This is a genomic window from Oryzomonas rubra (assembly GCF_008369015.1).
Lineage (GTDB): Bacteria > Desulfobacterota > Desulfuromonadia > Geobacterales > Pseudopelobacteraceae > Oryzomonas > Oryzomonas japonica.
The window spans coordinates 15,067-37,702 of record NZ_SRSD01000012.1 but is presented as its reverse complement, the minus strand read 5'-3'; the positions used below and the strand labels follow the sequence as shown (position 1 = coordinate 37,702).

26 protein-coding genes are annotated in these 22,636 nt (G+C 47.8%); 21 read left to right on the top strand and 5 right to left on the bottom strand.

The window, feature by feature from the left end; translation table 11 throughout:
- Positions 1 to 20 precede the first annotated feature (20 nt).
- From ET418_RS17010 to ET418_RS16990, 5 genes are all read right to left on the bottom strand, one after another.
- A complete protein-coding gene (locus ET418_RS17010) occupies positions 21 to 878 on the bottom strand; it encodes a hypothetical protein (RefSeq protein WP_149309683.1) in 858 nt (285 codons plus the stop codon).
- 404 nt (positions 879 to 1,282) lie between these two features.
- Positions 1,283 to 2,914 (bottom strand): type IV secretion system DNA-binding domain-containing protein, encoded by a 1,632-nt coding sequence (locus ET418_RS17005; protein WP_149309681.1) that lies wholly within the window; start codon positions 2,912 to 2,914, stop codon positions 1,283 to 1,285.
- Positions 2,901 to 3,257: a hypothetical protein gene (locus tag ET418_RS17000; RefSeq protein WP_149309679.1), complete on the bottom strand. Its 357-nt coding sequence runs from the start codon at positions 3,255 to 3,257 to the stop codon at positions 2,901 to 2,903. Before ET418_RS17000 ends, ET418_RS17005 begins: the two co-directional genes overlap by 14 nt.
- Complete coding sequence (locus tag ET418_RS16995) at positions 3,247 to 4,470, bottom strand: TraI domain-containing protein (protein WP_149309677.1); 1,224 nt, start codon at positions 4,468 to 4,470, stop codon at positions 3,247 to 3,249. The genes ET418_RS17000 and ET418_RS16995 overlap by 11 nt, the downstream gene beginning before the upstream one ends.
- Before the next feature lie 3 nt (positions 4,471 to 4,473).
- Positions 4,474 to 5,043, bottom strand: a complete 570-nt coding sequence (locus ET418_RS16990) for a hypothetical protein (protein WP_149309675.1) — start codon at positions 5,041 to 5,043, stop codon at positions 4,474 to 4,476.
- A 1,849-nt stretch (positions 5,044 to 6,892) separates the two neighbouring features.
- Here ET418_RS16990 and ET418_RS16985 point away from each other — a divergent pair.
- From ET418_RS16985 to ET418_RS16885, 21 genes are all read left to right on the top strand, one after another.
- The gene (locus tag ET418_RS16985; RefSeq protein ID WP_149309673.1) at positions 6,893 to 7,120 is read left to right on the top strand and encodes a hypothetical protein; all 228 of its coding nucleotides are present in this window, start codon (positions 6,893 to 6,895) and stop codon (positions 7,118 to 7,120) included.
- A 150-nt stretch (positions 7,121 to 7,270) separates the two neighbouring features.
- Positions 7,271 to 8,377 (top strand): hypothetical protein, encoded by a 1,107-nt coding sequence (locus ET418_RS16980; protein WP_149309671.1) that lies wholly within the window; start codon positions 7,271 to 7,273, stop codon positions 8,375 to 8,377.
- A gap of 1,279 nt (positions 8,378 to 9,656) precedes the next feature.
- Complete coding sequence (locus ET418_RS16975; protein WP_149309669.1) at positions 9,657 to 9,866, top strand: helix-turn-helix transcriptional regulator; 210 nt, start codon at positions 9,657 to 9,659, stop codon at positions 9,864 to 9,866.
- 72 nt (positions 9,867 to 9,938) lie between these two features.
- On the top strand, positions 9,939 to 10,451 hold the full coding sequence (locus tag ET418_RS16970) for a hypothetical protein (RefSeq protein ID WP_149309667.1): 513 nt from the start codon (positions 9,939 to 9,941) through the stop codon (positions 10,449 to 10,451).
- A 4-nt stretch (positions 10,452 to 10,455) separates the two neighbouring features.
- On the top strand, positions 10,456 to 10,953 hold the full coding sequence (locus tag ET418_RS16965; RefSeq protein WP_149309665.1) for a hypothetical protein: 498 nt from the start codon (positions 10,456 to 10,458) through the stop codon (positions 10,951 to 10,953).
- Positions 10,954 to 10,987: 34 nt separating this feature from the next.
- Complete coding sequence (locus tag ET418_RS16960; RefSeq protein WP_188055666.1) at positions 10,988 to 11,545, top strand: type II secretion system protein; 558 nt, start codon at positions 10,988 to 10,990, stop codon at positions 11,543 to 11,545.
- A gap of 3 nt (positions 11,546 to 11,548) precedes the next feature.
- Positions 11,549 to 12,094, top strand: coding sequence for a hypothetical protein (locus tag ET418_RS16955; RefSeq protein ID WP_149309662.1), 546 nt, complete (start codon positions 11,549 to 11,551; stop codon positions 12,092 to 12,094).
- A 4-nt stretch (positions 12,095 to 12,098) separates the two neighbouring features.
- Positions 12,099 to 12,656 (top strand): hypothetical protein, encoded by a 558-nt coding sequence (locus tag ET418_RS16950; protein ID WP_149309660.1) that lies wholly within the window; start codon positions 12,099 to 12,101, stop codon positions 12,654 to 12,656.
- A 12-nt stretch (positions 12,657 to 12,668) separates the two neighbouring features.
- Positions 12,669 to 13,169 carry a hypothetical protein gene (locus ET418_RS16945; protein WP_149309658.1) on the top strand — a complete coding sequence of 167 codons (501 nt, stop codon included), beginning with the start codon at positions 12,669 to 12,671 and terminating at the stop codon, positions 13,167 to 13,169.
- Positions 13,150 to 13,785: a hypothetical protein gene (locus tag ET418_RS16940; RefSeq protein WP_149309656.1), complete on the top strand. Its 636-nt coding sequence runs from the start codon at positions 13,150 to 13,152 to the stop codon at positions 13,783 to 13,785. Before ET418_RS16945 ends, ET418_RS16940 begins: the two co-directional genes overlap by 20 nt.
- A gap of 65 nt (positions 13,786 to 13,850) precedes the next feature.
- Positions 13,851 to 14,354 carry a hypothetical protein gene (locus tag ET418_RS16935; protein ID WP_149309654.1) on the top strand — a complete coding sequence of 168 codons (504 nt, stop codon included), beginning with the start codon at positions 13,851 to 13,853 and terminating at the stop codon, positions 14,352 to 14,354.
- Between the two features lie 10 nt (positions 14,355 to 14,364).
- Positions 14,365 to 14,907: a hypothetical protein gene (locus tag ET418_RS16930; protein ID WP_149309652.1), complete on the top strand. Its 543-nt coding sequence runs from the start codon at positions 14,365 to 14,367 to the stop codon at positions 14,905 to 14,907.
- 15 nt (positions 14,908 to 14,922) lie between these two features.
- Entirely contained in the window at positions 14,923 to 15,390 is a 468-nt protein-coding gene (locus ET418_RS16925; RefSeq protein ID WP_149309650.1) for a hypothetical protein, read from the top strand.
- A gap of 154 nt (positions 15,391 to 15,544) precedes the next feature.
- Positions 15,545 to 16,081, top strand: a complete 537-nt coding sequence (locus ET418_RS16920) for a fimbrial biogenesis chaperone (RefSeq protein WP_149309648.1) — start codon at positions 15,545 to 15,547, stop codon at positions 16,079 to 16,081.
- A gap of 62 nt (positions 16,082 to 16,143) precedes the next feature.
- Entirely contained in the window at positions 16,144 to 16,752 is a 609-nt protein-coding gene (locus ET418_RS16915; RefSeq protein WP_149309646.1) for a hypothetical protein, read from the top strand.
- Positions 16,753 to 16,762: 10 nt separating this feature from the next.
- Positions 16,763 to 18,850: a hypothetical protein gene (locus tag ET418_RS16910; RefSeq protein WP_149309644.1), complete on the top strand. Its 2,088-nt coding sequence runs from the start codon at positions 16,763 to 16,765 to the stop codon at positions 18,848 to 18,850.
- The gene (locus tag ET418_RS16905; protein WP_149309642.1) at positions 18,753 to 20,537 is read left to right on the top strand and encodes a hypothetical protein; all 1,785 of its coding nucleotides are present in this window, start codon (positions 18,753 to 18,755) and stop codon (positions 20,535 to 20,537) included. Before ET418_RS16910 ends, ET418_RS16905 begins: the two co-directional genes overlap by 98 nt.
- Before the next feature lie 350 nt (positions 20,538 to 20,887).
- Positions 20,888 to 21,496: a zinc ribbon domain-containing protein gene (locus tag ET418_RS16900; RefSeq protein ID WP_149309640.1), complete on the top strand. Its 609-nt coding sequence runs from the start codon at positions 20,888 to 20,890 to the stop codon at positions 21,494 to 21,496.
- A complete protein-coding gene (locus ET418_RS16895; protein ID WP_149309638.1) occupies positions 21,493 to 21,804 on the top strand; it encodes a helix-turn-helix domain-containing protein in 312 nt (103 codons plus the stop codon). Before ET418_RS16900 ends, ET418_RS16895 begins: the two co-directional genes overlap by 4 nt.
- Positions 21,801 to 22,001: a hypothetical protein gene (locus ET418_RS16890; protein WP_149309636.1), complete on the top strand. Its 201-nt coding sequence runs from the start codon at positions 21,801 to 21,803 to the stop codon at positions 21,999 to 22,001. Before ET418_RS16895 ends, ET418_RS16890 begins: the two co-directional genes overlap by 4 nt.
- Entirely contained in the window at positions 21,998 to 22,633 is a 636-nt protein-coding gene (locus ET418_RS16885) for a hypothetical protein (RefSeq protein ID WP_149309634.1), read from the top strand. The genes ET418_RS16890 and ET418_RS16885 overlap by 4 nt, the downstream gene beginning before the upstream one ends.
- The last annotated feature ends 3 nt before the right edge of the window (positions 22,634 to 22,636 follow it).

Below are 22,636 nucleotides of genomic sequence, written 5' to 3'. Positions count from 1 at the left end.
TTTTCTTTCTTTTTTCCTTTTTATAGGGTCTCGCCGCAGGCTCGACCCATAGGGACTCCGGCTTGAACGCCTCCGTCCCTTGCGACGGATTCTATGTCCGTCGCAGCGGGCTTGCGTTGGTCAGATTGGATTCCACGCCCCGCTGGTTTGATGATGCGAATAGCTTCACGCAGCTCGTCGCTTGCCTTTTTCAAAATTTCAACAGGTATCCGCCGGTCGATGGTAATCTCCGACCTTGCCCCCGCAATTCTTTTAAAAACCCGCACAGTGGGCATCTTTATGCCTGCTTCACGGCAAAAATATTTAATGACCAGTGCCGGAAGGTGAATACTCCGGCGGTTCAGGACAATATCGACCCGCAGCACTCCGTGTTCATCTACTGTGCTGATATTGTTGATGTAAAATAACCTTTTCATGCCAGCCCGCAGTTCTTTCAGGTCGTGGGGCAATAAGCAATTTTTATCACAGCGCCCAATGAAGACATACCCGCCTGGAAATGGCGTCAGGACAGTCACAGCATCCCTTTCGACACGGTCGATGGTGCCGAGAATAATAGATTGTTTCCATTCAGCCAAATTCCCATATGCCTCCAAAGCGGCGTCGCGGGTAAGCAACTGCTTTATGGATTGAGCGACATAATGAATAAACCTCCGACCCAGCCGAGAAGGGTCAATATCAACATGCTTAATGCCGTCATCCCCTTTATCGCGCCAGGCATAAATCAGCACCTCATCGTCGGCCATTTTGACGTTGACATCGAGGTGCGTCACTGTCATTAGACACGTCTCAATCGCTCCGCGCACGGTCTCGGATACCCGTGCCTGGGGTAGCTCGTATTTGTCTGCCAGACCGGATATATAGCGTTTATTGAGCTTCATTTTGTTGCTTCCTCGTGAGCCATTTACAGAATTCGTGTCTCATCTACTGTCATATCGAATTTCATCTTTCCTGATTTGATGTAGGGGCGAAAATATGGAGAATCAGAGTCTCGCCGCGTGTCATATGTAATACGTTGCAAACGCTGGAAAAATTACCGCGTATAGCACAAAAAAATCACACCACCTGGACCCCCCAAGAAACCAAAAAACCAAGAAACCAAGAAACTCCCACCAGCCTCCATCTCCAACCTTCAACCCCACAAGAAACAAAGAAACCAAGAAACTAAAAAACAACCCCCTCCCCCTCCATCCAGCCCCTCAAAACAAAGTCGATAAAAAGAAAAAAATCGGACAGGAGTTTGCCCCCTGCCCGACCATTATTTTCATGCCACTTCACAGCTATATCAGTTCCACTTTATGGGACCATAATCCTTTTTCTGCGGCTGGGTTTTTCCGCCGCCTTTGGCTGGCGATGACTTCATTGCGCCAGCAGGGGTAACGTTCGCATGAGTGCGCTCAAATACCCGCTTCGAGAAATCGAGGGGTTCCCAGACCCGAGCTGGCTCATAAGTGGCTCGTATTTTTGGAATATCAACACCAATCCTAATTTTGCTTCTGGTAACGAATGCCGGAGTGCGGGTTTTGTTCGGCGTGTATCTCCATATTTTTCCGTCGATGTCAGCAATGAACCCGCCGACCGTATTCCCGCCATCACGGAATTTGGTCTGCCCTTTCAGCAGGTTTGGGTCAACAATGAATTTTTCTTCGCCGAAAAGCGCCCCAATAAGTGGTAGCTTGCTCCATGGCGATTCTGGCAGTGTCCCTAAGTTTTTCGCCAAATATTCGCAAGTGTCCATATCTTTTATCTGCATGATGATTTTCACGGTCGTGTTACTGAACAAAGACTTACCGAAGTATTCACTCCCCATGTCCTGCGCGAGGTCGGCTTGGGTTTGATGGGCGACAATCACATACAAGCCGGCGTCGCGGGCTTTATTGAACAGGTCGAGCTGGTTGCCGTCAGCCAGCGAGTTGTATTCGTCGATAATCAACGCCATCTTGACCGCTCTGCCGTAATAAGCTTGAAGGTGAGCAAGCGCCAATTTAAGCGATGCAACCAGCATTTTCATGGCACATATCATCATTCTCCGATTGAGCATAACAGGGAAATAGCAAAAACTGATTTGCCCCTGATGCAGCGCCGTCTCGGGGTCCCAATTTGGGGACGTAGAACAGAATAGGGGAGCAAGCAGGTCACTGCACAGAGCACGCATCAGCATTTGTGTGCCCTTATAATTTTTCAGGGCATCGCGGGGGCTGACCCGCCATTCCTCAACATAATTAAACGTATCCATATAGACATTCTGGTCTATGATTTCTCCGGCATCGTTGTAGCACAACTTCAACAACTCCTCGGCGCCGGCAAGGCCGCTTAGGGCTGCTTCAATGTCGAAATATGTGTACCCCATGTTAGTCAGCTCGAAAACCGACATAATTTTGGTTATCACGTCAATTTTTAAGTCTTCATACCATTCGGCCTTGGCATTATTCGAACGCTTAAATGCGTCATCGTGGACAGCGACCTTTTCCTCTTTCGAGAAAACCAAAAGTGGGTTCCAGGTAGCCGAGGTCTCACAGTATTCCGGCGACTTGACGGGTGAGACAAAAGCAAACTTGTCAGTTTTCCCAAATTTAACGCACGCTCGCCAGATGTCGTGGAATGTTTCGATGGTGCCTGGCCCGCCCTTGCCGTCGATATAAAACAATCCGTAGCCATTTTTGACGAGCTGATAAGCAAACTCGCGCAGGAGCACCGTTTTCCCGCACCCCGTTGAGCCGAGAATATAGACGTGACGGTTTAGTTCTCCCTGTGAAATCACGATTGGTCGAACGAGACCCTCAATAGCTTCATCAGTCAAGCACTCGCCTTCCCCCAGCACAACCCCGCCCTTTGAAATATCTTCATTTCCGGCGGTTTGCTGTTTAGCTTCAATCCTGTCGGCAATTTTTGCCGCAACGAAATTAATCAATCCCATTTTCAACCCCCTTCATATCAATACCTATATCAATGCCATTTTCTTTATCAGGACCAAACAGTGGTACCCACACATCCTGGGCTTTTATAATTTCCCCGCCGGCACTAATTTTCGGAAAATCTTTCTTCGGGATGAATCGCGCAAACCGTATATGCTTATTCACGTTGGTCACATCGCGAAGCACCTCAGCAGCTGTTCTCATGCGATAAATCCTGCGTTTGGATAGTTCACGCGCTGCCGAATTTAGCAACTGTGCCAGCATTGAAGAATTCACATATCCGGCTGTTTCGGCTATTTCAATCAGTTGATATCTGATGTCCATTAATCTGATGTCATTCATCATAAATACTGCCCTCCTCTTCTAGTTTCGCTTCCGGCGCCAACGCCGGCTGTTCCACCGGCTGTTCGCCGGCCGGCGCGAGATGCGCGCCCTGAAACCTATTAATCTGTTCTGTGTTAAAAACTTCATCCAATCTGAGCATAATGAGGTTAAGTCGAATATCTTTGAAAGACCCGTCTTTTCTGGCTTTACGGATATTCCAGTAGGCAAATTCATTCCCATTTTCTCCGCGCATCTGGACCATGCCGGCTCTATCAAGCATGCCGACAATTAGTGCGTCGCTGACCCTGTATTTAAGCTCGTTTATGTAAGCCTCACGGAGTTTTTCCCACTGCACGGGGTTCAAAATGCCGATAGCGTTAAGCTCTTTAAATATAAAGAATTGCTTGTTTTCTTGCCATTTGAACGCCCCGTTGAAAATTTGCATTTTCAGTAATCCGAGAAACCGCAATGCTTCATCTCGACCTTCGCGATTAGCATCTTCCGCAGATTGTTCTTGGACCTCTGACGGCAACGGCAACACCGGTAAAGCCGGTTTCTGGCCAGTTTTAATATCTACGACCTGATTTCTGTTTGCTTCTCCTGTCGCCTCAGCGGCGGATGCCCCGTCAGCATTTTTGAGGAGAAGTGCAATTTTCGAATCGGCGACGCGGTCGGTGTGGTGGTTCACCACCGCTTCAACCATCTCAGCCAACAATGACGGCTCCACGGATTTCAGAAAAAACTCAGGCAAAAACTGATACATCAGCAACGCCGAAAGCCAGCGATGCTGTTCGCCATTGCGGTCAGATGTCTTTCCGTCTGATACCCAATCCTGCCGCCATCCATTCAGCAACAATGGATGATAGTAGTAGCCATTGGTCTCAACGCCGTAATAGCCAACCTTGCCGATGTCATGGAGCATTCCCGTTAAAAACAGCGCTATGCGCGTCATTTCGTCGCAATCTCCGGTTTTGCTCAGTGCTACCATGCGAAATGCCACGTCCATTGAATGGACGAACAGCCCCCCGCGCTGTGCGTGATGATGGCGCATTGAAGCGGGGTGGCCACCGCAGACTGTCATGAATTTCTCGACGCACGGGATGACCTCGGGGTTTCTGATACCGATGCAAATCTCGACTTTCGAGCGCACATCGTTCGGCAATCCCCCGTTTACGGGGGGTACTGACTGTTGTGCCGGCGCTGGCGCTTGTTTATTTCTCGAAAATCCGAACATTTCTTATTCCTCGTTTTCCTGCCTACTTTTTATAAGTCTCAATTTTGTCCGCTCTTGGTTGGCTGGTATCAGCCCCTCGGCCACCGCCTCGGCCAGTACCCGCGCGCGCATACGGTAAAGTTGGGCGCGGGATTTAAGGCCCAGGTAATCGCTGATTTTGATGATTTTCTGCTGACGCACCAGCGCGCGCATGCTAAACAGAATGTCCATTTCGTCGTGCTCACAGCGGATTTGATGGGGAATACGCAGGTACCGACGCGCCCATCCGAGCTGGTTAAGCCTTATGAGCAGATTTTCGGCAATGCGCTGCTCGTAATCGCCGTAAACAGGACAGTTGTCGTTGATATACCTATCTATTGCTCGCACGCGCAGTTGGTAGATGTAGGGGGCGCTGATAAGGCCCATGTAGTCACGAGCGTCAATCACACCGCCGGTTTCAAGAACGTCTTGCATGTCGCCTGACACTGCGTCAGCCGCACTGACTGCTATATGGGTCATCGGGCGGACGTAGACTCGTCGCCCCCCGTAGCCGATTTTGATGAATGACTGCTTGATTTTGTCGATGAGCCGCATGTTTTCTCCGTTATTATTTCGGTGGTGTTCGCGTGTGTCTCTATTGTTTAATACGTTGCAGCACGGAGAAAAATTACCGGCGACTGGATATTTTTTTAGTTGACGCAATGGCGCTTTATGGGACTGCGATGCTTAATGGTGAGACGGGCTTTATGGGGAGGCAGGAATATGCTGAATGGGGGTGCAATGCTTTATGGAACGGCGTGCAGGCTTTATGAGGTGCGATGCTTTATGGACCGGCTTGTATGCTTTAAGGGGACAGCTTTTAGGCTTTATGAAAGGGCAGGCAGGCAGGCTATACGGGAGTGGCTTTATGGTTAGACTGCTTTGCTGATTTGCTTCGCTGTTTTGATTGGTTGATATGATTAATGCTCTGATTGATGATTAGCACAGACAAACCCAACATCCGCGCGCATGACTGCGTTTTGGTCGGTTGTTGGGATTTTTGTTTGTGCGCTGCTAGGGGTTTTTGTGGTTTTGACAGCCTGCTTCATGCCCGCCACAGCGGGCGCTCCCCCTTCGTCGCTCGGCGGCCCCAGCCGCCAGCAGCGACTTGCCTCGGGTCGAACGCGCATGACAGTGCTATATGCGAGACCCCGCCGAGACAGCGCAAATGTCATCATCAACGCCTGTCTCCAGCTTGGGGGTCGAACGCGCATGCAAAGCCACGGCGAGACCCCACCCCGTAGCCGCGCGCATACTATCCCTCGGGCGGCCCCGCTCGGGTCGAGCGCGCATACCAAACTCACGCCGAGACCCGCCCCGTGGGGGAACGAACGCGCATACTATCCCCTTTGCGAGTTCCCCCACCCCAGAGACGGTGCGCATGCCATCCACCACGCCCGTCTCCCGCCGGAGGCGGCAGGAGACGCACTGACAGTTGCTTTTCGCGCATGCTGATAAAAGGACGGCAAGATGAGCGCAGTGCGGGGTGACAGCCGAAGTAGCTGCAGATGACAGTCATGCGCAGCTACCACCGGCAGGGGAGCCGGCGGATCTGACTGTCATGTGCGTCGACTCGAGGCGGGTTTCCACAAAAGCACTGTCAGATTTCTTCGGCGGAAACCCGTATACGAAAATACGGAGTCAGACCATGACTGTCAGTGCGAAAGGCGGCAGGCGGGAACCGGCGAAAATAACGGTAGCTGCGCGGTTTTACGGGTGGGAACTCGCAAGCAGGATGGCATGTGCGTTCGTTCCGAAGGGGGTCTCGGCGTGGGGATGGCATGCGCGCTCGACCCACCCATACAGCAAGCCGAGAGTAACACTGATGCAGGTTTAATGAGGCTTTTCGGGCAAAACCCGTGGCGCTCCGCGAGAATACGAGAATATCTGGCTCGGGGGTGCGGGTTGTTTGTTCGTTTTTTTAAAACAAGGGGTTTTTTATTTTTTTGTGCTTCATGGGGTTGTTTATTAGTTTCTTAGTTTCTTCCGCCTTTCGGCGTTGAAAACCACGCTGGCTGCGCATCTTCGTAAAATGATAGTTGCTAAAATCCGACATGCCGTGAGGGAAATAGTTGCTATTTTCAGACACGGCTTGGCGGTGATTAGTTACTAAAATCCGACATAACATCCTTCCATTGGTTTTTCCGGCAGTTTTTTTCGTTCAACTCACCGTTTATCAAAAAAAATACGGGCCATGAAAATATTTTTTTTCGTGCTGATAAGCGTGGTGTGGTGGCACCCTTCTTTGACAAAACACAAAATACATGATAGATAACTATATGTATTTATTGATGTTTTGTTTGACAAACGCATTTTTTGTGTTACACTGTATACATAGGTTGGAGATGCAGGGCAACGGTTTGAATTTGCAAACCGACCCGTGACGCGGCAGGAGGGTGAAGTTATGAAAGCGCAATTTATTGAAAAAGGGTTTTCGGAGGCAGAGATTACACAGGCAAACAGCATCGCGCGGCAGCATGGCTATGGTGGAGCAAAGGTAAAGAGAATAAAATCGTTTCGAGGACGTCTCCTGGTTACAGAAAATACACCACTGGTGAGTATGTGCCAAACTCATATCTATCTAATTTTGGTTGGAAAAACACGTACTATCAGAATGCCGAGACAGTCGTAATGATTAAGACATCAAAAAAAGCCAAAAAAGCCAATTAAGCCAGCTAGGGGGCGGCGATCCGCCGCCCCCTTCCCCATAGACCCCAGCCGACTCGTAACACCCCACCTGACCAAGCCGACCCATAAAGCACATTATAAGGAGTTTTTGAATATGGGAAAAGATAAGAAGGTTGAATATGTCGCGCTTGATTACGAACTAACGCACGCCGGATTTTTCCGGCTTAAACCAGGGCGGTCTGATATCAAAATTCCATGCACTGGCGGCTACTGGGAGGTCAATGGCGAGATGCCTACCTATAAGCACCTCGACGTATTTTTGGGTGCTTTAAGACATTTTGAGGAGATGGAGCGCAAAGGCCAGGTGCAGCGTGCCGAAACATACAACGTGTCGGTCAAAAACCCGAAAACTGGCATTATGGAAGAGCGAAAGCGGGGGTCGTTGACGGTTTCCGCCTCCCGCCGGCAGTTATGTTTGTATTCCGGTCTGGAACCCAACGGGGCAAATTATCGCCTCCTAGATGATGCATTGTGGCACCTGGCGGGGCTGAACGCACGGAAGCTGATTTTTGCCAACGGCGAAAAATACCCGAGCGAAATTCGCATGATGAAAATATTAGCTATTCACGACCGCTATGGCGATAAAAACGTGTTGGTTTGGGATGAGGATTTTATCGAACACTGCAAATCGAACCGACTGCTCATTAGATATCGCGAAATTCAACAGCTGCGGACCCCGCTGCTGAAAGCTTTGGCGTTATTTGTTGAAGGCAATGAAAAACACTTCGCTGGCCAAGGCGTTGTTGAAGAACGCATATTTTCATACCTCGGACTTACAAAACCGAAGCGTCCGAAAAACGAAAATTTGCTTGATATGGCAGCCTATGATGTGACGGTGAAACAATATGCTCTGGAAACAAGAACGCTCAGATTTAAGCTAAAAAAAGCTCTAAAAACGCTTGAAGAGATGGGTTTTATTCTGAAATTCCACGTCCGTCCATATAGAAAAACCAACGTTTACTATGTTGGTAAGGATAAATTATGTCCAACTCGTGGCAGCCGTAAGAATAAAAATGATAAAATACCGGCGCAGGTAACGATAGCTCCCCCGATAAATCGCCCAAATTTTAAAGAGGAGAGATTTTATTACTGCAAAAATCCGAAATTGGCACCAGATGCAGTGCTGTATCCGCGCAAATATTATATCGAAAATAGTATTGAACAAGCATGGACTGAGGGAGGGCATGAAGTATTTTTTTAGCTCTGGAAAAGTTCGACGAATTTGAAACAAGATAATCAGCTCTGGTTGTAAAAAGTTCGACTAATTTGAAACAACTCGAAAAACATAGCCCCGTAAGTCTTTAATTTATAAAGGTTTGCGGGGCTTCTTATTGCGAAGTTCGACGAATTTGAAACAAATCAAAAAGTTCGACGAATTTGAAACAAAAAGTTCGACGAATTTGAAACAAATCGCCTGAAAAAGTTCGACGAATTTGAAACAGAAAAGTCTGTGAACTCCTATTTTATGCGTTTTCGCGGGTTTTACAAGATTATAAAAGCTTTAAAGATTTATCAAAAAAGATAAAAAATAAAAGACTATAACTCCGGCGCCCAAAAAACTCCGGCGCCACCCGCGAGGGCTTCGCTTACAAAACCAACTCTCCGAGTGTTATACATCCGATAGATAAATACATCGTAAAAATCGCTTACAGGTCATTTTTGGCGTTATTTCCGATTGAAGCACACTACCCCATTGGTTTTGAAATTTATGCGCTCTATCGAGCTAAAATCGCTTAATTTAACAAAAAGCAGATGAATGCTGGCCTTGCGGCCAGAACTTAGTTGCCTTCGGCAACCATCACGGGGGCTGCTAGCGCCCCCTACGGAGCTGATTTCCCCTATGGTGAAATCACTCCTCCCCCGCAGACCGATGACATTTTTTCTGATATTGTCTCCGCTCCGCTTCGAACAACATCAGAAAAAAGTCTCGGTCCTTTACCAGTCCTGATAATTATTTATTTTGAAGCCTCTTTAAAAGCTTGCCGTAAGCAACAACATGTGGAAGAAACCCCGCCAGAACCAGCATTATCCGCATCACCTCTCGGCGGATTTTAGCAACTAACCGGCCCCCCAAAAGCCCGCTACCTCTATTCGGAGGCTACATATGCCTCCGAATAGGCGGAGGAATTCAAATTCCAGCCCCGAGAGTAGCAGCACAGCCCCATCAATCAAGCGCTAAATCATCGCTACCTCATCTATCAGTTTCGTTTTTACGGCTCATTCAGGTTCTAATTCCGGCGCCCCAGCGCCGCGCGGAGGGGATTCTTCAAAATCGGCAGCCACGCGGAAATTTTTCATTATTTTTAAATCATCAAAAATATCGCAGCCAGCGTTATTTTATGTGACATATTGTAATATATATCATAATAACATATTGATATTACGTTATTATTTGTAAATAATTACTTGCACACAGTATACATTTTGAGTAACAATTAATTATAGATGATTGATTATTTCTGACACGGAGGATTTATAAAATGAGAAACAGAAAAAGCAATGCTGATGGGCTGGAAGTGGTCTTCGTTACTGACATCTGCGAAGTTTTGCAGGTTGAAAGACAAACGCTATACGCCTGGTTTCGGAGTGGCAAATACCCATTTTTACGGCGTATTGGCGGAAATCGTATAGGCACTACGCGAGGCGAACTGAAAAATTTCATTGAAGGAAAAATTTCGAAGCACAAGTAATTTTTCTCCGCGCCGCAACGTATTACCAATTAGCGCACCGCGCATACCCTAAAAAAAAGGAGCAACAAACACATGAAAATGAGAATTACAGCATTGGTAGCAGCAATTTTGGCCCTTTCCGCCGCCTCAGCTATGGCTACGGATACATCATTTAACGCCGCAGTCAACGTGACCACGCCCATCCAGGCAACCGTGGTTCAGAATTCTATGAGCGTCAATTTGACTCGCCTAAATCCAGCTGTCACCGATTTTGCCGCCGGCGACGCAGCCTGGCTGTCGAGCACGCCCGTCCGCATCGACTTTGTGTCGAACCCTGGTCAGGCCATTGGCGTCAGCGGTTTGTATAGCTCGCTTACGCTCAACAACGGTAGCAATACAGCCACCCTGAATTCCACTTGCCGTTGGACCGAAACCCCGCCGCTGACCTCGGCCACCGACGGTACCGCTTGCGGAACGTCTATCACGCCGGTGGGGTATTCGTTTTCAGTGTATCTGTTCCCGACCTCCGCAACTCTGGCAGCCGGCGCGGCCGGTCAGGGCGCATTCAGTGCTAACAACGGCCACTTGACGATGGAATACATGTAAACCAATGAAGAGCTTGATTTTACACATACTCTTCGCAGTTATGCTCATGCCGGCTGCTGCCATGGCCGGCGTGAGCACGCTGCCAATTCGGGGTGAGCTGATTATCGTGACACCAATCCAAATCGAGATGCTTCAAAACACGATGAGCGTCAGGATTGACCGCCGCTTCGGGCACGACACACACTACGCAGACACTGACCAGGCTTGGATTTCATCGACGCCAGTGGTTGCAAAGGTTGTCACTGAAACTGGCCGAAAAATGCACATCAGCAACACCCCACTCACCATGGTGGGAGCCGCCGGAACGGCACAGATGAAATACACCTGCCGCTGGGGTTACGCTCCAATGGCAAACCGGCACCAGGGAATGGACTGCGGAGAAACGATTGACCCCATTGGGGATTTTTGGATTTATCTGTTTCCGACTGAGGTCACAACGGATGAGTTGGACCTGTATGACAGCTACACTAATAGCACAAACGTATTAATAAATTTTCAGTAACACTGCATCTGCAAATGTAATGGAGGGAATTACAATGAAAACGAAAGTGTTTAAAAAAGGCAATAACAAGGGATTTACTCTGGTAGAACTACTGATTTCGCTGGTAGTTATAGCACTGATAATCGGTCTACTTGTCGCATTTTTCGGCAATCCGTTAAGCAAATCCAACAGTGATAGCGCTGCTATCAGCGTAATGGACGATATGCGTCAGTTTTGCCAAGCGGAAGCACAATATTACGACAAAAAAGGCACTGGAATTACTGCTCTCAGCAATTTTGTGAGCGCAGGATTGTTCCCCAAAACAGGCGCGGTCCCTACGCCGAATGCGCATGCAGTCAGCGTCGCTGGGACTGCTTATACTCTTGATACAACCACTTTTGCCGATATCACCGGAAAAGTGCAGAGCACGGCAGTTTTGACTAACGTGCCTGATGCTGTATGCAAATCATTCAACCGCCAGTTCGGTTCGAATTCCGTAAACCCAATCGGTGATGCGATTGCTGCTGGTTTTTCGGCTTCGCAAGACCCTCAGTGTTTTGCAACCGGAACCGCCGACACGAACACCATCGTCAAATTTCTCGATAAGCCATAAACCATGACGAAACGTATATTTTCCATAGCCGCGGCACTCGTCGCGGCCCTGTTCTCCGCCGGTTCGGCGGATGCCAGCACTTATACCGGCACTGTTAATCGTTCGATTACGGTCTATGGTTCGCCGATTATTGTGAGCAAATATGCTGATATGAGCCTGTCCATAAAATCAAATGCTACCGGCAAAAATACTTATGCAGATACTGATGCCGAGTGGTCCCTAACAAGCCCGCTAATTTATACAGTTTCTTCTGACTGTAATGGCACCTCCGCCAGCGTGACGCTATCTCCAACCTTAAATGCTTCGGCATCCCTCTCAGGTAATCCAGCTAATATTCAGTTCGTATGTCGAGCTGCATCTGGGAGCATTCCGACGACGAAAACCATGGGTGTTGATTGTTCAGTGTTTTACAATCAAAATTCATCCGGTGAGACCTGTAACGCAGTTTATTTTTCGTTTATTCCTGTTTCAGTAACGTTCGGCACTGCGAACACTGCTGGCACCTACTCCGGCGCCGGCACGGCAACGCTGGATTACATGACATGGTGAAAGCATGAAAAAGCTATTGATTATCATAACAATTTTGTTAATTCCGGCATTTTCGTTTGCGGCAACTCAGACCGCCAACGTGGCTATGACATATTCATCACCATTGAGCATCACCGAAATAACGCCCTGGTCGCTGCCGTTGCAGTTTTGGAATCCGCGAAACTATGGAGCTGCGGCTATAAGTAATGCCGACCTCAGTTTGACGACCACCAAATTTGGGGGAACAGTTGCCCCGCTAAATGGACAAACTCCAGGATGTTTTAAAGTCACCGGCCAGGGAGGCATGAGCTACACGATTTCCGGTCTCACTTGGACTTCGATGAGCGGTGATAAAAGCGGAACCATCACCCTTGGAGCGAACACATTTGTTGCATCGACATCGACCGTGAGCTGCGCAGATGCGCTCACTCAGGCTTACTCAACATGGGTTTCGACTCGCACGATGGCTGCCGGCGGAGTCCAATACATCAGTTACAAATTTTCTGGATTGACACTTAGTTTTTCGAGCAATCTTCCTCAAAACTACTCGTTAGCATCAATGCTAACGTTGAGCTACAACTGACTGAGGCGCACCATGGGACGAATTATACACATAATTTCAATTATTATCGGCGTGATGCTGGCCGCTTCGGCAGCATGCGCTTCGACTGGTTCCATGCCGATGAGCGTCACCGTCTCAGCGCCGGCTTTTTCAGTGACCAAAAACTCTGACATGAGCGTTAACGTTTCACCGCTCGGACAGACTTCGTTCGCGGATACCGATGTGGCTTGGCTTTCAGCCACGCCGGCCAAATTTGGAATTACCAGCGACTGGAACATTCAGATGAACATAATCCCCCCGCCGACGATTATCCTTAGCAATGGTGCAGACACAGCAACCATAACGGTTTTATGTCGTTTTGGGTCGACATCCCAGCCGCTTTCGAAAACCGATGGAGTGGCGTGTGGGGTCAATACCGTTACTCAACAAAACTCCTATGTGACGCTATTTCCCACATCCATCACGTTTTCCAGCACACCATCCAACGGCGGGAAATACACCGGTGCTTCAACCCTTGGAACTGAATATTATTGAGGGCTTTATGATGAAACGCATAATTACATTAATACTCGCAATTACACTATTTTCGGTTGTTTCAGCACATGCGGCGACCACCGCTGGCAGCGGTTCGGGGAATATAACCATAGCGTACATGTCGCCGATTTCAATCACAGTTGAAACCCCTTGGTCCCTCGCGCTCACCAGGACCGGCGGCACTTCGTATCGTAACTCATCTTCGACTTCAGGGACGTGGAATAGTGTTGGTATCAACGGCAGTTCGTCAGATTTTGACGCATCACAAACCCTTTCAGCACAGCAAACGGTGGGCTGCATTCAGATGTCTGGATACCCGAGTAAATCCTTTATTTATTCTATTTCTCTTCCCACGTCGTTGGCGGGCAGCCATGGCGGGACCATGGCACTCCAATGGAATTCCGGTTATGCCCAGGACGCAAGCTCTTCAATTTCATGTGCTGATGCTATATCTCAGCTCGGGAATCGCACCTCGGACGCTGGCAGTTCGCTGACTTTATCTGCTTCCGGCACACGTTACGTCGCGTTTCGGTTTATCGGCCTTGACGTAAAAATCACCAGCGTGGAGCCGCAGGCGTATAGCGGGGGCGCCAATTTTACGATGGCTTATCAATAATTTTGCGGAGCAGCGGTAATTTTTCTGCCACTCGCAACGTATTAATAATCATGGAGACATGCGGAGTGAAAGTCATAATTATAATCATAATAGCGGTCATTATGAGCGCCAGTGCAGCGTTTGCCGGTGCTATATCATCACAGATGACGTTCACTATTAACGGATATCCGATAACGTTGACGAAAAATGCGGATATGTCATTTCGGCTCGGCTCCGACGGCTCCACACTTACGCACAGTGACACGGAAAGTGGCTGGGTCACGGCATCGCCGGTCCAAATTTTGATGACCAGCGGATACGGTTATTTAATGACGCTTATGTGGGATAACAGCGTCGTTTTAACAAATTCCGCCTCGCCATATGGCACGGCCACCGTCACTCTGGTATGCCGATGGGCGGCCGGTGGGACTTATCCAGCCAGTAAAACGGCTGGTTCTGATTGTTCGACGTTGACGCCAACGTCGTCAACGACTGCGATTGCGTTATTTCCAACGAGCGTGACGTTCGATTCAAACAATCAAACCGGCGCATATACCGGAACCACCCAGATAAACGCAAATTACTACTGAGAGCCATATTATGATGAAAACGCTGATTATCACATTAATGTTGACGATATTTGCCGCAACGGCCTGCCAGGCGGTCACGTTGAGCGAGGGCTTGACTGTCACCTATACAACGCCGTTGACTATCACAGATACTCAACAATGGTCGATGACACAGACGCTGACAACAACGTCCACCGGCGCATTCACAAATCAAAGTTTTTCGGCGATGTTCGGCAGCACGGTCAATCAGACCATGGGCTGCGCCACGATAACCGCCAACCCCGCCACTTCAATGCAAATTATCATCACATTTCCAACAACTTTGGCCGGAAATCGTGGAGACACGTTAACCCTGGTCTCTGGCTGGACACCGATTTTTCGGATTTCCGAGGTATCCTGCGCCGCCGCTATCTCCGGCAGTAATGCCGCCAACCCCGTAACCACGACGTCTGGAACTCTATATGTCGCTTGGGGTGTAAATCCAGCAACTATCGCGTCTGGCGGGTATTTAACAGGGGTCCGCCGCAGCGAAACATACACCGGTTACGGAACTGTTGACGGCGAATACAACTAATTTTTGAGGTTAATTATGAAACGAATAATGATGATTATAGCAGTTCTCACGCTCTCGGCGATGCCGGCCATGGCTTCATTGACGATGAGCGGCTATGGCGGAACGCTGAAAATCGGACGAGTGGCAGGGCAGACAGCTTACACCTCTGGCGACCCCAATTTTTACACATATTCTCTGGTCCCCATCCATTACTACGTCTATGGCGGCACAGCGTCACAGTCACTGACCACGTTTTCATACCCAAGTAGCGTAACCATTGCCAACGGCAGTGATAACGTCCAAGTAGCCCTGGCGTGCCGGACAAAAACGACCGGCTACCCGACCAGCTCGAGCGATGGAATTGCCTGTGCTACCCCGCTTGTGCTGTCTGCTGGTGGGGTTGTCTATATCTCGTTAGTGCCCTCTGGTGCGACGTTTTCGGCTAACAACACCGCCGGAACTTATGCAAGCGGAAACACAATTACGGTGACTGTAGCACCATAATTTTTTCACTTCAATTTTTCCCACCTTACAGCATCCCACCTCCATTAAGCCCCGATTTTGGGGCTTTTTTCTGCTGATATATCGGTAATTTTTTCCATGTTTGCAACGTATTAACAGATATACACACGCATAATAGCGCGGGAGGGAGGACGCGATGAAAACTCTATTTCTCACAGTATTAATTGCCTTAATTTCGGCGCCGGCCCTGGCACAGCTGCAGGTGTTCGCGAATAACTTGGAAATGAAAAACACAACGAAATCAATTGCAATCACTGAAAAAACGCCGCGAGTAATTCCGTTGAAAAACACTGATGATGGCAGTGGCGACGTGATTATCAAAATCACAGCTATGTCAGCGACCAGCACACCGGAACCACAAAATGCCGATTGCAGCACGTCTCTCCGTGTTTTTCCGCGAGTTCTGACCATCAAGGAGGGTGAAGAACGGATTGTTAAAATCCTTGCCAGTGGGAGTGGTGCATGCCGTCTTGCGTTCGAAACGTCATATTTTCCGCCAACACCAAAGAGACCTGTTCACGTGTCTATTCATGCGATTATTGATGTCGAAGATACGGCGTTAGCTGCTGCTATTTCACATCAAGCCGGTGCTATTATTCCGGTGTATGTCAACAAGCAGCCGCAAAAGGAAACCACTGAAACTTTTCGGATTTTTTTAGCTCCACCTCGGTAATTTTTCCGCCGCTCGCAACGTATTAATAGAGAGACACACAACGCGACGCGGAGGAAAAATCAATGAAAACTATAATCTCAACAATCGCAATAATTGCAGCAATGGCGGCATTTACAGCACCGGCCATGGCTCAGTTGCAAGTGTATGATTATTCGTTGGAGATGCAGAAAAGAGTGCCGAAGTCGATTTCTTTGGTGAACAGTGAAAACGGCTCTGGCGAAGTCACCGTCAAAATCACTGTAATCCCCGATAAATCTACGCCCTATCCAGACGGAACGCCTGATTGCAGTAAAAGCCTCAAAGTTTTCCCGCGAGTGTTGAAAATCAAAGAAGGCGAAGAGAGCGTCGTTAAATTCCTTGCCCCCGAGGTCGGAGCGTGCCGGATTACGATTGAGTCAATCTATTCTCATCCTGCACCAGCGCCAGCATCGGCCCAGGTTCCGACATCTGCTCCGGCCCCTGCGCCTGCGCTCGCAAATTTACCGGCTCCGAAACAATCCCAGGCGTCAATTACTTTCGGCCTTGGCACCAATATTCCTGTGCGCGTGGATATTAAAAGGCCGCCGCAGGCGTTGATTGACAGAGTTTTCGCGGAACGAGCTGCCCAAGCAGCAAAAACAGCCGAAGAAGCGGAAAAAGCCGCCAAAACCGCCACTCCGGCGGCGAAATAAGAGTGTTGGCATGCTGCGGATAATTACAGTCATAGCCATAACCCTGCTCGCTGCGGTTCCGGCGTTCGCCGAGGAATATCTAGCGACGCTTGCTGTCGATGGGCGGGCGATTGGTCAATATCTGCTTGATGATAACAGCGGAAAACTCACCGTCGACAAGGCGGCGATGGCTGCTATTGGTTTCAATGTCGGGAACGTAAATAATGCCATGGTGCCAGTTTCGATGCTTGAAAAATCTGGAAAAATTGACTGGAACGCACAGAAACAAATTCTCAATTTTGAGCCCGAAAATCCCGAGTATTTCCGCGCGGCGGCGGCTAAAAACGCTGCAAAGCCGGATAAAATCATCACGCCGAAACCAGCTTTGGACTTGAAAGCGTTGGATTATCAAATATCAGATATCATGAGTAATCGCAGTAATAATGCCTACTCGCTCTCCGGCAATTTCATTGGTCGGCTATATTATACTGATTTGGAACTGCATCTGGATGGCGGCTCAGGTAGCTCGACGTGGCAAAACAGCCTGGTTGGCGAATGGCGAGACGAAAAAAATGAGTATGTCAAATCGGCTCGCTTCGGCAAAATCGACACTTACAACGGCGCAGCACTGAGCAACGAACCATTTTCTCGGTTCGGGGCGTTCGGGTCCGACGCATATACAGTTTATTTTCCTATCGGCAGCCGGCTCGATATTTATCGGAACGGGCTGTTCGTGGGAACTGCGACCACAACCTCTTCGGGCTACGATATTAAACTCGACCTGCAATATGGTTCGAACGACTACAAAATCATCGCTTATTGCCCAGACGGGTCTGTGCGAGAGACCAAATTTCGTAAATCCATCGACAGCTATCTCGCCGATAAGGGAAAAGTGCGTTATACCATCGGCGGCGGCGCAGAACCGGACAACCATGGTGATGGCGCATATATCGCACGTTTGAGCTACGGCGTTTTGAGTAACACAACTATCGAAGCTGAAGCGACCCGCAGCGGATCTGTCGAAGCCCAGAAACTGACGCTGTATTCGAGAATTTCGGAGGAATTATTCCTCACGGCATCCGCCGAAAACAACGGATTTAACGTCCAAGTCCAGGGTTCAAAAGGTATTATCGACGGAAATATTAATGTGGGCCGCGACCCCAGCGGAGACTATATCAACGGCGGCCTGACTGTTGGTGTCTGGGGTAATCCTTATCTGTATGCGAGCCACACTCAAAATAACGACCGTGTCAGGGTTATGGGTAATATTTCGGTGCCGGTTTTAACGTGCCACGCTACCCTCATCCCATCTGTCGAATTTGAACACGATAAAACGACTGGTCTGGATACCCGTCGGGCCTCTTTAATGGGCATCTGTCCCGTTCAGCAACTTGCACGAGTCCAAGCGAGCTGGGCCGGCGAATGGAACCCCGAGACGAATAATTCGACATACCAATTTGATGTAATTCGCGATATTCCAGATTTCGGGAATATCACGCTTTCATCGACACTGAGTCGCTCAATTGACCGCTCCATGCACGTCGAAACATTGGAGGGGAAGCTGAATTTTCAGTCGTGGCAATACGCTTCAATTACTCTCGACATCACAAACCGCCCAACACAAGGCGATACGTCAGCGATGCTGATGTTGACCGGCTCCCTGACCCGCCATGGTGCCACCAGGGACCAGCAAGCGCAACGTGCGACGGTGTTTGTCAGCGCGTGTGTTGACAAAGCTGGCGCCGGAAAATGCGATGATAATTCGGAGAGCGTGGACACAGAAATTGTCATCGACGGCTCAACCAAAAAATTGCCAGTTTTACTGAGCGACATCGTTCCTTACCGGCCTTATACAATCAAAGTTTTGGATGCCGTGGGATTAGTAGCAGAGAGCCACACCATCGAATTTACAGGCAATCGTGGGCAAATTACATCAGTGCAAATTCCATTCGCTGAATTAACTGACCTCGACGGCTACGTTGCCCCCCGTCGAGACGGTGTAACGGTTAAATTATTGCTTGATGGCAAGGATTACCTCACAACCACCACCGCTTTCGGCGGATACTGGTATTTTTCAATTCCTTCCAACCTCAAATCCAGAGTTGCAATTTCTTATTAATGTCGGGCCTCTGCGCCCGACTGGTTCATTTTTGCAAAGAGATTGCTATTTTAGTATTTTCCCTGTTATCCTTCCAACACACGATAAACAAACGATAAATTACGGACAATGTGAGGCGAAAATGGCTTCTAATAAAAATCGGGATGATTTCACCCCAGACACCATCAACAAATTAAGACTGAGGGTTTCTAACAGGTGCTCGAACCCATCATGCAGAGTGACTACCTCTGGACCAACCGCTGACCCACAAAAAGTTAATAGCATTGGTGTAGCAGCACATATTTGCGCAGCCGCGCCAGGGGGGCCGAGATACAAAGCATCAATGACGCCAGCACAACGCAGCCATATTTTAAACGGAATATGGCTATGTGCCAGCTGTTCTACGGATATTGATAGAGACCCCAATCGTTTTGATGAAGACACTTTATATCGCTGGAAAAATGAGGCGGAAAGGCTTGCCCGCGAGGAATTGGGGAAGAAGCTCCCTGATAAAAAAGATGCAATCGATACAGTCGCCGCCGCTTTAACGGGCCTTCCGACAACTTTTATTCCGAATGCAATTGAAAATGTTTGCGTAGCGTCAACGCAAGCACTTGAAAAACTGGACCCCCGATTCATGATTACTGCTTCATACCAAGATAAATGCACCAATTTTTTGATTCAGGCGAGGGAAAATGTTCAAGGTAAACTCCAAATAGAAAAGGAGTTCGGACAGGAATTTACAAACAAATTTAATGAGTTAATAGCACATGGAAAAACGTTAGAGATTGATTCAAGCGCTATCAAGATGACCGGTTCAAAATTGTTTGAAGAGTTACATACAGATAAAAAAGGAGTTTTTCAAATCAAATCTTCATTCAGAAAACCAGCAATTCATAAATTCTGGTTAGTTAACAAAAATAATGAAATTTTCTTTTTGGATGATTTGGTTGGTGAAATTATAGTAGGAAGGGATTCATTTTCTTTTAAAGGTACTGCATTTAACGATATTTTAGAATTTTCATTCACACAACCACATACCAAAAATCCTTTAAAAGAATTTACTTTTTCTATGGTTGTTGACTTCAATTGCTGGAACGGTAAATCAGTTAATTCAATGCAATATTTCGACAAAATTTATAATTTTTTCGACTTGTTTGTTGAACAAAAATGGCAGCTTTTTACTAAATTTGAAATCGAGGGTAAAGAAATATACTCAAACAAGAGTCCTAATTTTAGCGACACCGATGATTTACACAACCTTTACATATCATTACGTTATGTTTTTCTTTTAAAAGAAGTATTGAAATACTTAAATATTGACCTGAAATTCAATTCAAATTTTGAATACATACCAGAATTACACGCCTTATTGAGCGATATTTATCGAATAGCATCTGGTAAAAATGTATTGTCAGCTGATGAAATTGCTGTCCAAAGCTGTGCAATAACTGCTGACAAACAATTACATAACATTAATACGCTATATAATGCAACCGAAGCAGCATCTATTACTATAAAACAAAGAGCACATACCGAAGTTGAAATATTTGGTCAAAAGGTTATTTTACCAGCTATTTCTTATATATATACAAAAGTTAAACCTAAATTTGTAGATGATATTTCTACAATAAAGCCAAATCAGGATTGTCATATTGAATGGGTACCGGAACTAGATTGTCAATGTATAATTGATATAGTTAAGTAATTACTTAATCAATAGAATTTCATAATAATTAATTTATTACCGATACAGATTTGTAATAATTAGTATCCACTTCTCTTTTTCCAACCTTTTTCCAACCTTTTTTCTATCTTTTCCCCCTTAAAATCTTTTTTCTCTTTTAAATCCACTTTTTTTAAAAAAATATTGCACCCACAAAAACACCATAAAACATCGACCACACCGCATTTATCTTGTGTTGCGTAATGATACAAATTATGATAACTATACGTTTTTTATAAATTATTAGTTGTTTTTGTGTGTATTATAGTGTAATATAATATTAGGTATTGGGAAATACCTCGGAAGCACGGAAGGAGCACAGGTATGAGACAATGTCACGCGAAAGGATTTGGTTCGAAGTTGAAGCACAGGTAAAAAAGGCCGCACACCGGAAATATGGCGCTTTCGGAGAAATGGCTGTTGAAGACATTGTCTCCGAAGCAACTGTTCTGGTGCTCTCTGGGTATTTTGACGAGAGAGACACAGACAACATTTCACAACTCGTTTTCGATTCTGCCGTAGCCGCTGGCATCGCAAAACGCCCCGCCACATCCGAAAAAATCTGTCCCCAATGCGGGTCCATCCACGAATACCGAAACAAAATCTGCACTGCTTGCGGCGCTGACCTCGATGGCGCGGAGCGCATGTTTTTCAGCACCATCACATCCGACGTTTTGCCGGAAGTGACCGATTTTTATGATGTTAACGCAACTCTCTCTCAGCTCGAAATAATCCAAAACATCTATACATCGATGAACGACGAACCACAGGCCAGGCACATCATGCAGATGGTCATGTCCGGCGAGGTTGAAACGCTGGATGAGGCCAGCGGCCGCCTCGGCATGCAGCCCAATGGCGCACACCGCACTCTGCGGCGTGCAGGGCGGAAATACGCTGAGCGTAGAACTCAGCTGGATATCGAAATGGAGGTAGCAGCATGAAAAAACAGAAATATTACACTATTCCAGAAATCTGCGAAATCCTCAAAATAGCACGCCGGACGGCTTATCTCTGGGCAAAAAACGGCACTCTGCGCACAACGCCAGGAATGAGAGTAATTCTCGTTTCGCACGAAGATTTATTGCTCACTATCCCCTGGCGCAGCTGCAAAGCGTCGCGAATTTTGAAAGAGATGCGGCTTGAGGAGGAAATGGAGAGTTTTTCGCGGAAGCGCCGGCGGGCACGGGCTGATAGGGATTTCTTCGATGCAGGGAGTCTGATAGACAATCAAATTGGAGGTGGCAAATGAACTGTATTCACAAAACGTTACTTGGTATCGCAGCAGTTTTGATGTTGGTTGTAGGAATGCGAGTTTGGCATGAAACAACACATTACCAGCATTTGCCGAGAGTGATGAAAAATGCTGATGGAAAGCCACTGACACAACAAGAAGTAGAAGAAGCTTTTAAAGCTAATAATCAAGCAAAAGGAGGGAATAACAAATGATAGGAAATCTCAGTAATCGCAAATTTTCGCAGATGGTGACCATTGTTCTTATCGGTGGTCTTGGGTTTTGGGCATATCGCAGAGCTGACCATGTCATCGTCACGTATCATCAGCAGTATTTGATTCACCAGGGCACGGGCATCGTCGAACAGACATTCCGAGATAAAGAAGACAAATTCGAGCGTGACTGGGACAGCTTCGGTTCCGGCGGCCTCGGCCCGCAGGGCACTTCGCCGGAGTCTCGCTCCCTCGGTATCGCCAGCAACGGCAGTCAGCGGCATCTGGCACTGAACGATGCGCCGGCCGCCGGTGACAGCCGTCCAACAGCTTCGGCGCAGAAAGAGGCGCCGGTTGACCAAAGCGTGCAAGCCGATCCGGCGCAGGTCGCAAAGGATTACGCTCGTGACAGTCATTTCAAACCCACGGCTGATATGCCCAATCCAGCATTAGCTGAAGCGTCAACCATTGGGCAGTACCAGGGATTACTTAATCTGTTTTTCGGCAAATTCCCGCTGGCGAGGGTGCTCCTGGTTGCAGTTCTTCTCGGCGCCGGTTGGATTGGTTATCGCAAATTGAGCAGGGCAATCGAAGAGGAACTCGTCCGCCGCCAAGTCAACCAATCTGGGCTATAAGAG

Coding starts and splice junctions, on each gene's coding strand:
- ET418_RS17010 (WP_149309683.1), bottom strand. CDS start 878: ATGAAGCTCAATAAACGCTATATATCCGGTCTGGCAGACAAATACGAG.
- ET418_RS17005 (WP_149309681.1), bottom strand. CDS start 2,914: ATGGGATTGATTAATTTCGTTGCGGCAAAAATTGCCGACAGGATTGAA.
- ET418_RS17000 (WP_149309679.1), bottom strand. CDS start 3,257: ATGATGAATGACATCAGATTAATGGACATCAGATATCAACTGATTGAA.
- ET418_RS16995 (WP_149309677.1), bottom strand. CDS start 4,470: ATGTTCGGATTTTCGAGAAATAAACAAGCGCCAGCGCCGGCACAACAG.
- ET418_RS16990 (WP_149309675.1), bottom strand. CDS start 5,043: ATGCGGCTCATCGACAAAATCAAGCAGTCATTCATCAAAATCGGCTAC.
- ET418_RS16985 (WP_149309673.1), top strand. CDS start 6,893: ATGAAAGCGCAATTTATTGAAAAAGGGTTTTCGGAGGCAGAGATTACA.
- ET418_RS16980 (WP_149309671.1), top strand. CDS start 7,271: ATGGGAAAAGATAAGAAGGTTGAATATGTCGCGCTTGATTACGAACTA.
- ET418_RS16975 (WP_149309669.1), top strand. CDS start 9,657: ATGAGAAACAGAAAAAGCAATGCTGATGGGCTGGAAGTGGTCTTCGTT.
- ET418_RS16970 (WP_149309667.1), top strand. CDS start 9,939: ATGAAAATGAGAATTACAGCATTGGTAGCAGCAATTTTGGCCCTTTCC.
- ET418_RS16965 (WP_149309665.1), top strand. CDS start 10,456: ATGAAGAGCTTGATTTTACACATACTCTTCGCAGTTATGCTCATGCCG.
- ET418_RS16960 (WP_188055666.1), top strand. CDS start 10,988: ATGAAAACGAAAGTGTTTAAAAAAGGCAATAACAAGGGATTTACTCTG.
- ET418_RS16955 (WP_149309662.1), top strand. CDS start 11,549: ATGACGAAACGTATATTTTCCATAGCCGCGGCACTCGTCGCGGCCCTG.
- ET418_RS16950 (WP_149309660.1), top strand. CDS start 12,099: ATGAAAAAGCTATTGATTATCATAACAATTTTGTTAATTCCGGCATTT.
- ET418_RS16945 (WP_149309658.1), top strand. CDS start 12,669: ATGGGACGAATTATACACATAATTTCAATTATTATCGGCGTGATGCTG.
- ET418_RS16930 (WP_149309652.1), top strand. CDS start 14,365: ATGATGAAAACGCTGATTATCACATTAATGTTGACGATATTTGCCGCA.
- ET418_RS16925 (WP_149309650.1), top strand. CDS start 14,923: ATGAAACGAATAATGATGATTATAGCAGTTCTCACGCTCTCGGCGATG.
- ET418_RS16920 (WP_149309648.1), top strand. CDS start 15,545: ATGAAAACTCTATTTCTCACAGTATTAATTGCCTTAATTTCGGCGCCG.
- ET418_RS16915 (WP_149309646.1), top strand. CDS start 16,144: ATGAAAACTATAATCTCAACAATCGCAATAATTGCAGCAATGGCGGCA.
- ET418_RS16910 (WP_149309644.1), top strand. CDS start 16,763: ATGCTGCGGATAATTACAGTCATAGCCATAACCCTGCTCGCTGCGGTT.
- ET418_RS16905 (WP_149309642.1), top strand. CDS start 18,753: ATGGCAAGGATTACCTCACAACCACCACCGCTTTCGGCGGATACTGGT.
- ET418_RS16900 (WP_149309640.1), top strand. CDS start 20,888: ATGTCACGCGAAAGGATTTGGTTCGAAGTTGAAGCACAGGTAAAAAAG.
- ET418_RS16895 (WP_149309638.1), top strand. CDS start 21,493: ATGAAAAAACAGAAATATTACACTATTCCAGAAATCTGCGAAATCCTC.
- ET418_RS16890 (WP_149309636.1), top strand. CDS start 21,801: ATGAACTGTATTCACAAAACGTTACTTGGTATCGCAGCAGTTTTGATG.
- ET418_RS16885 (WP_149309634.1), top strand. CDS start 21,998: ATGATAGGAAATCTCAGTAATCGCAAATTTTCGCAGATGGTGACCATT.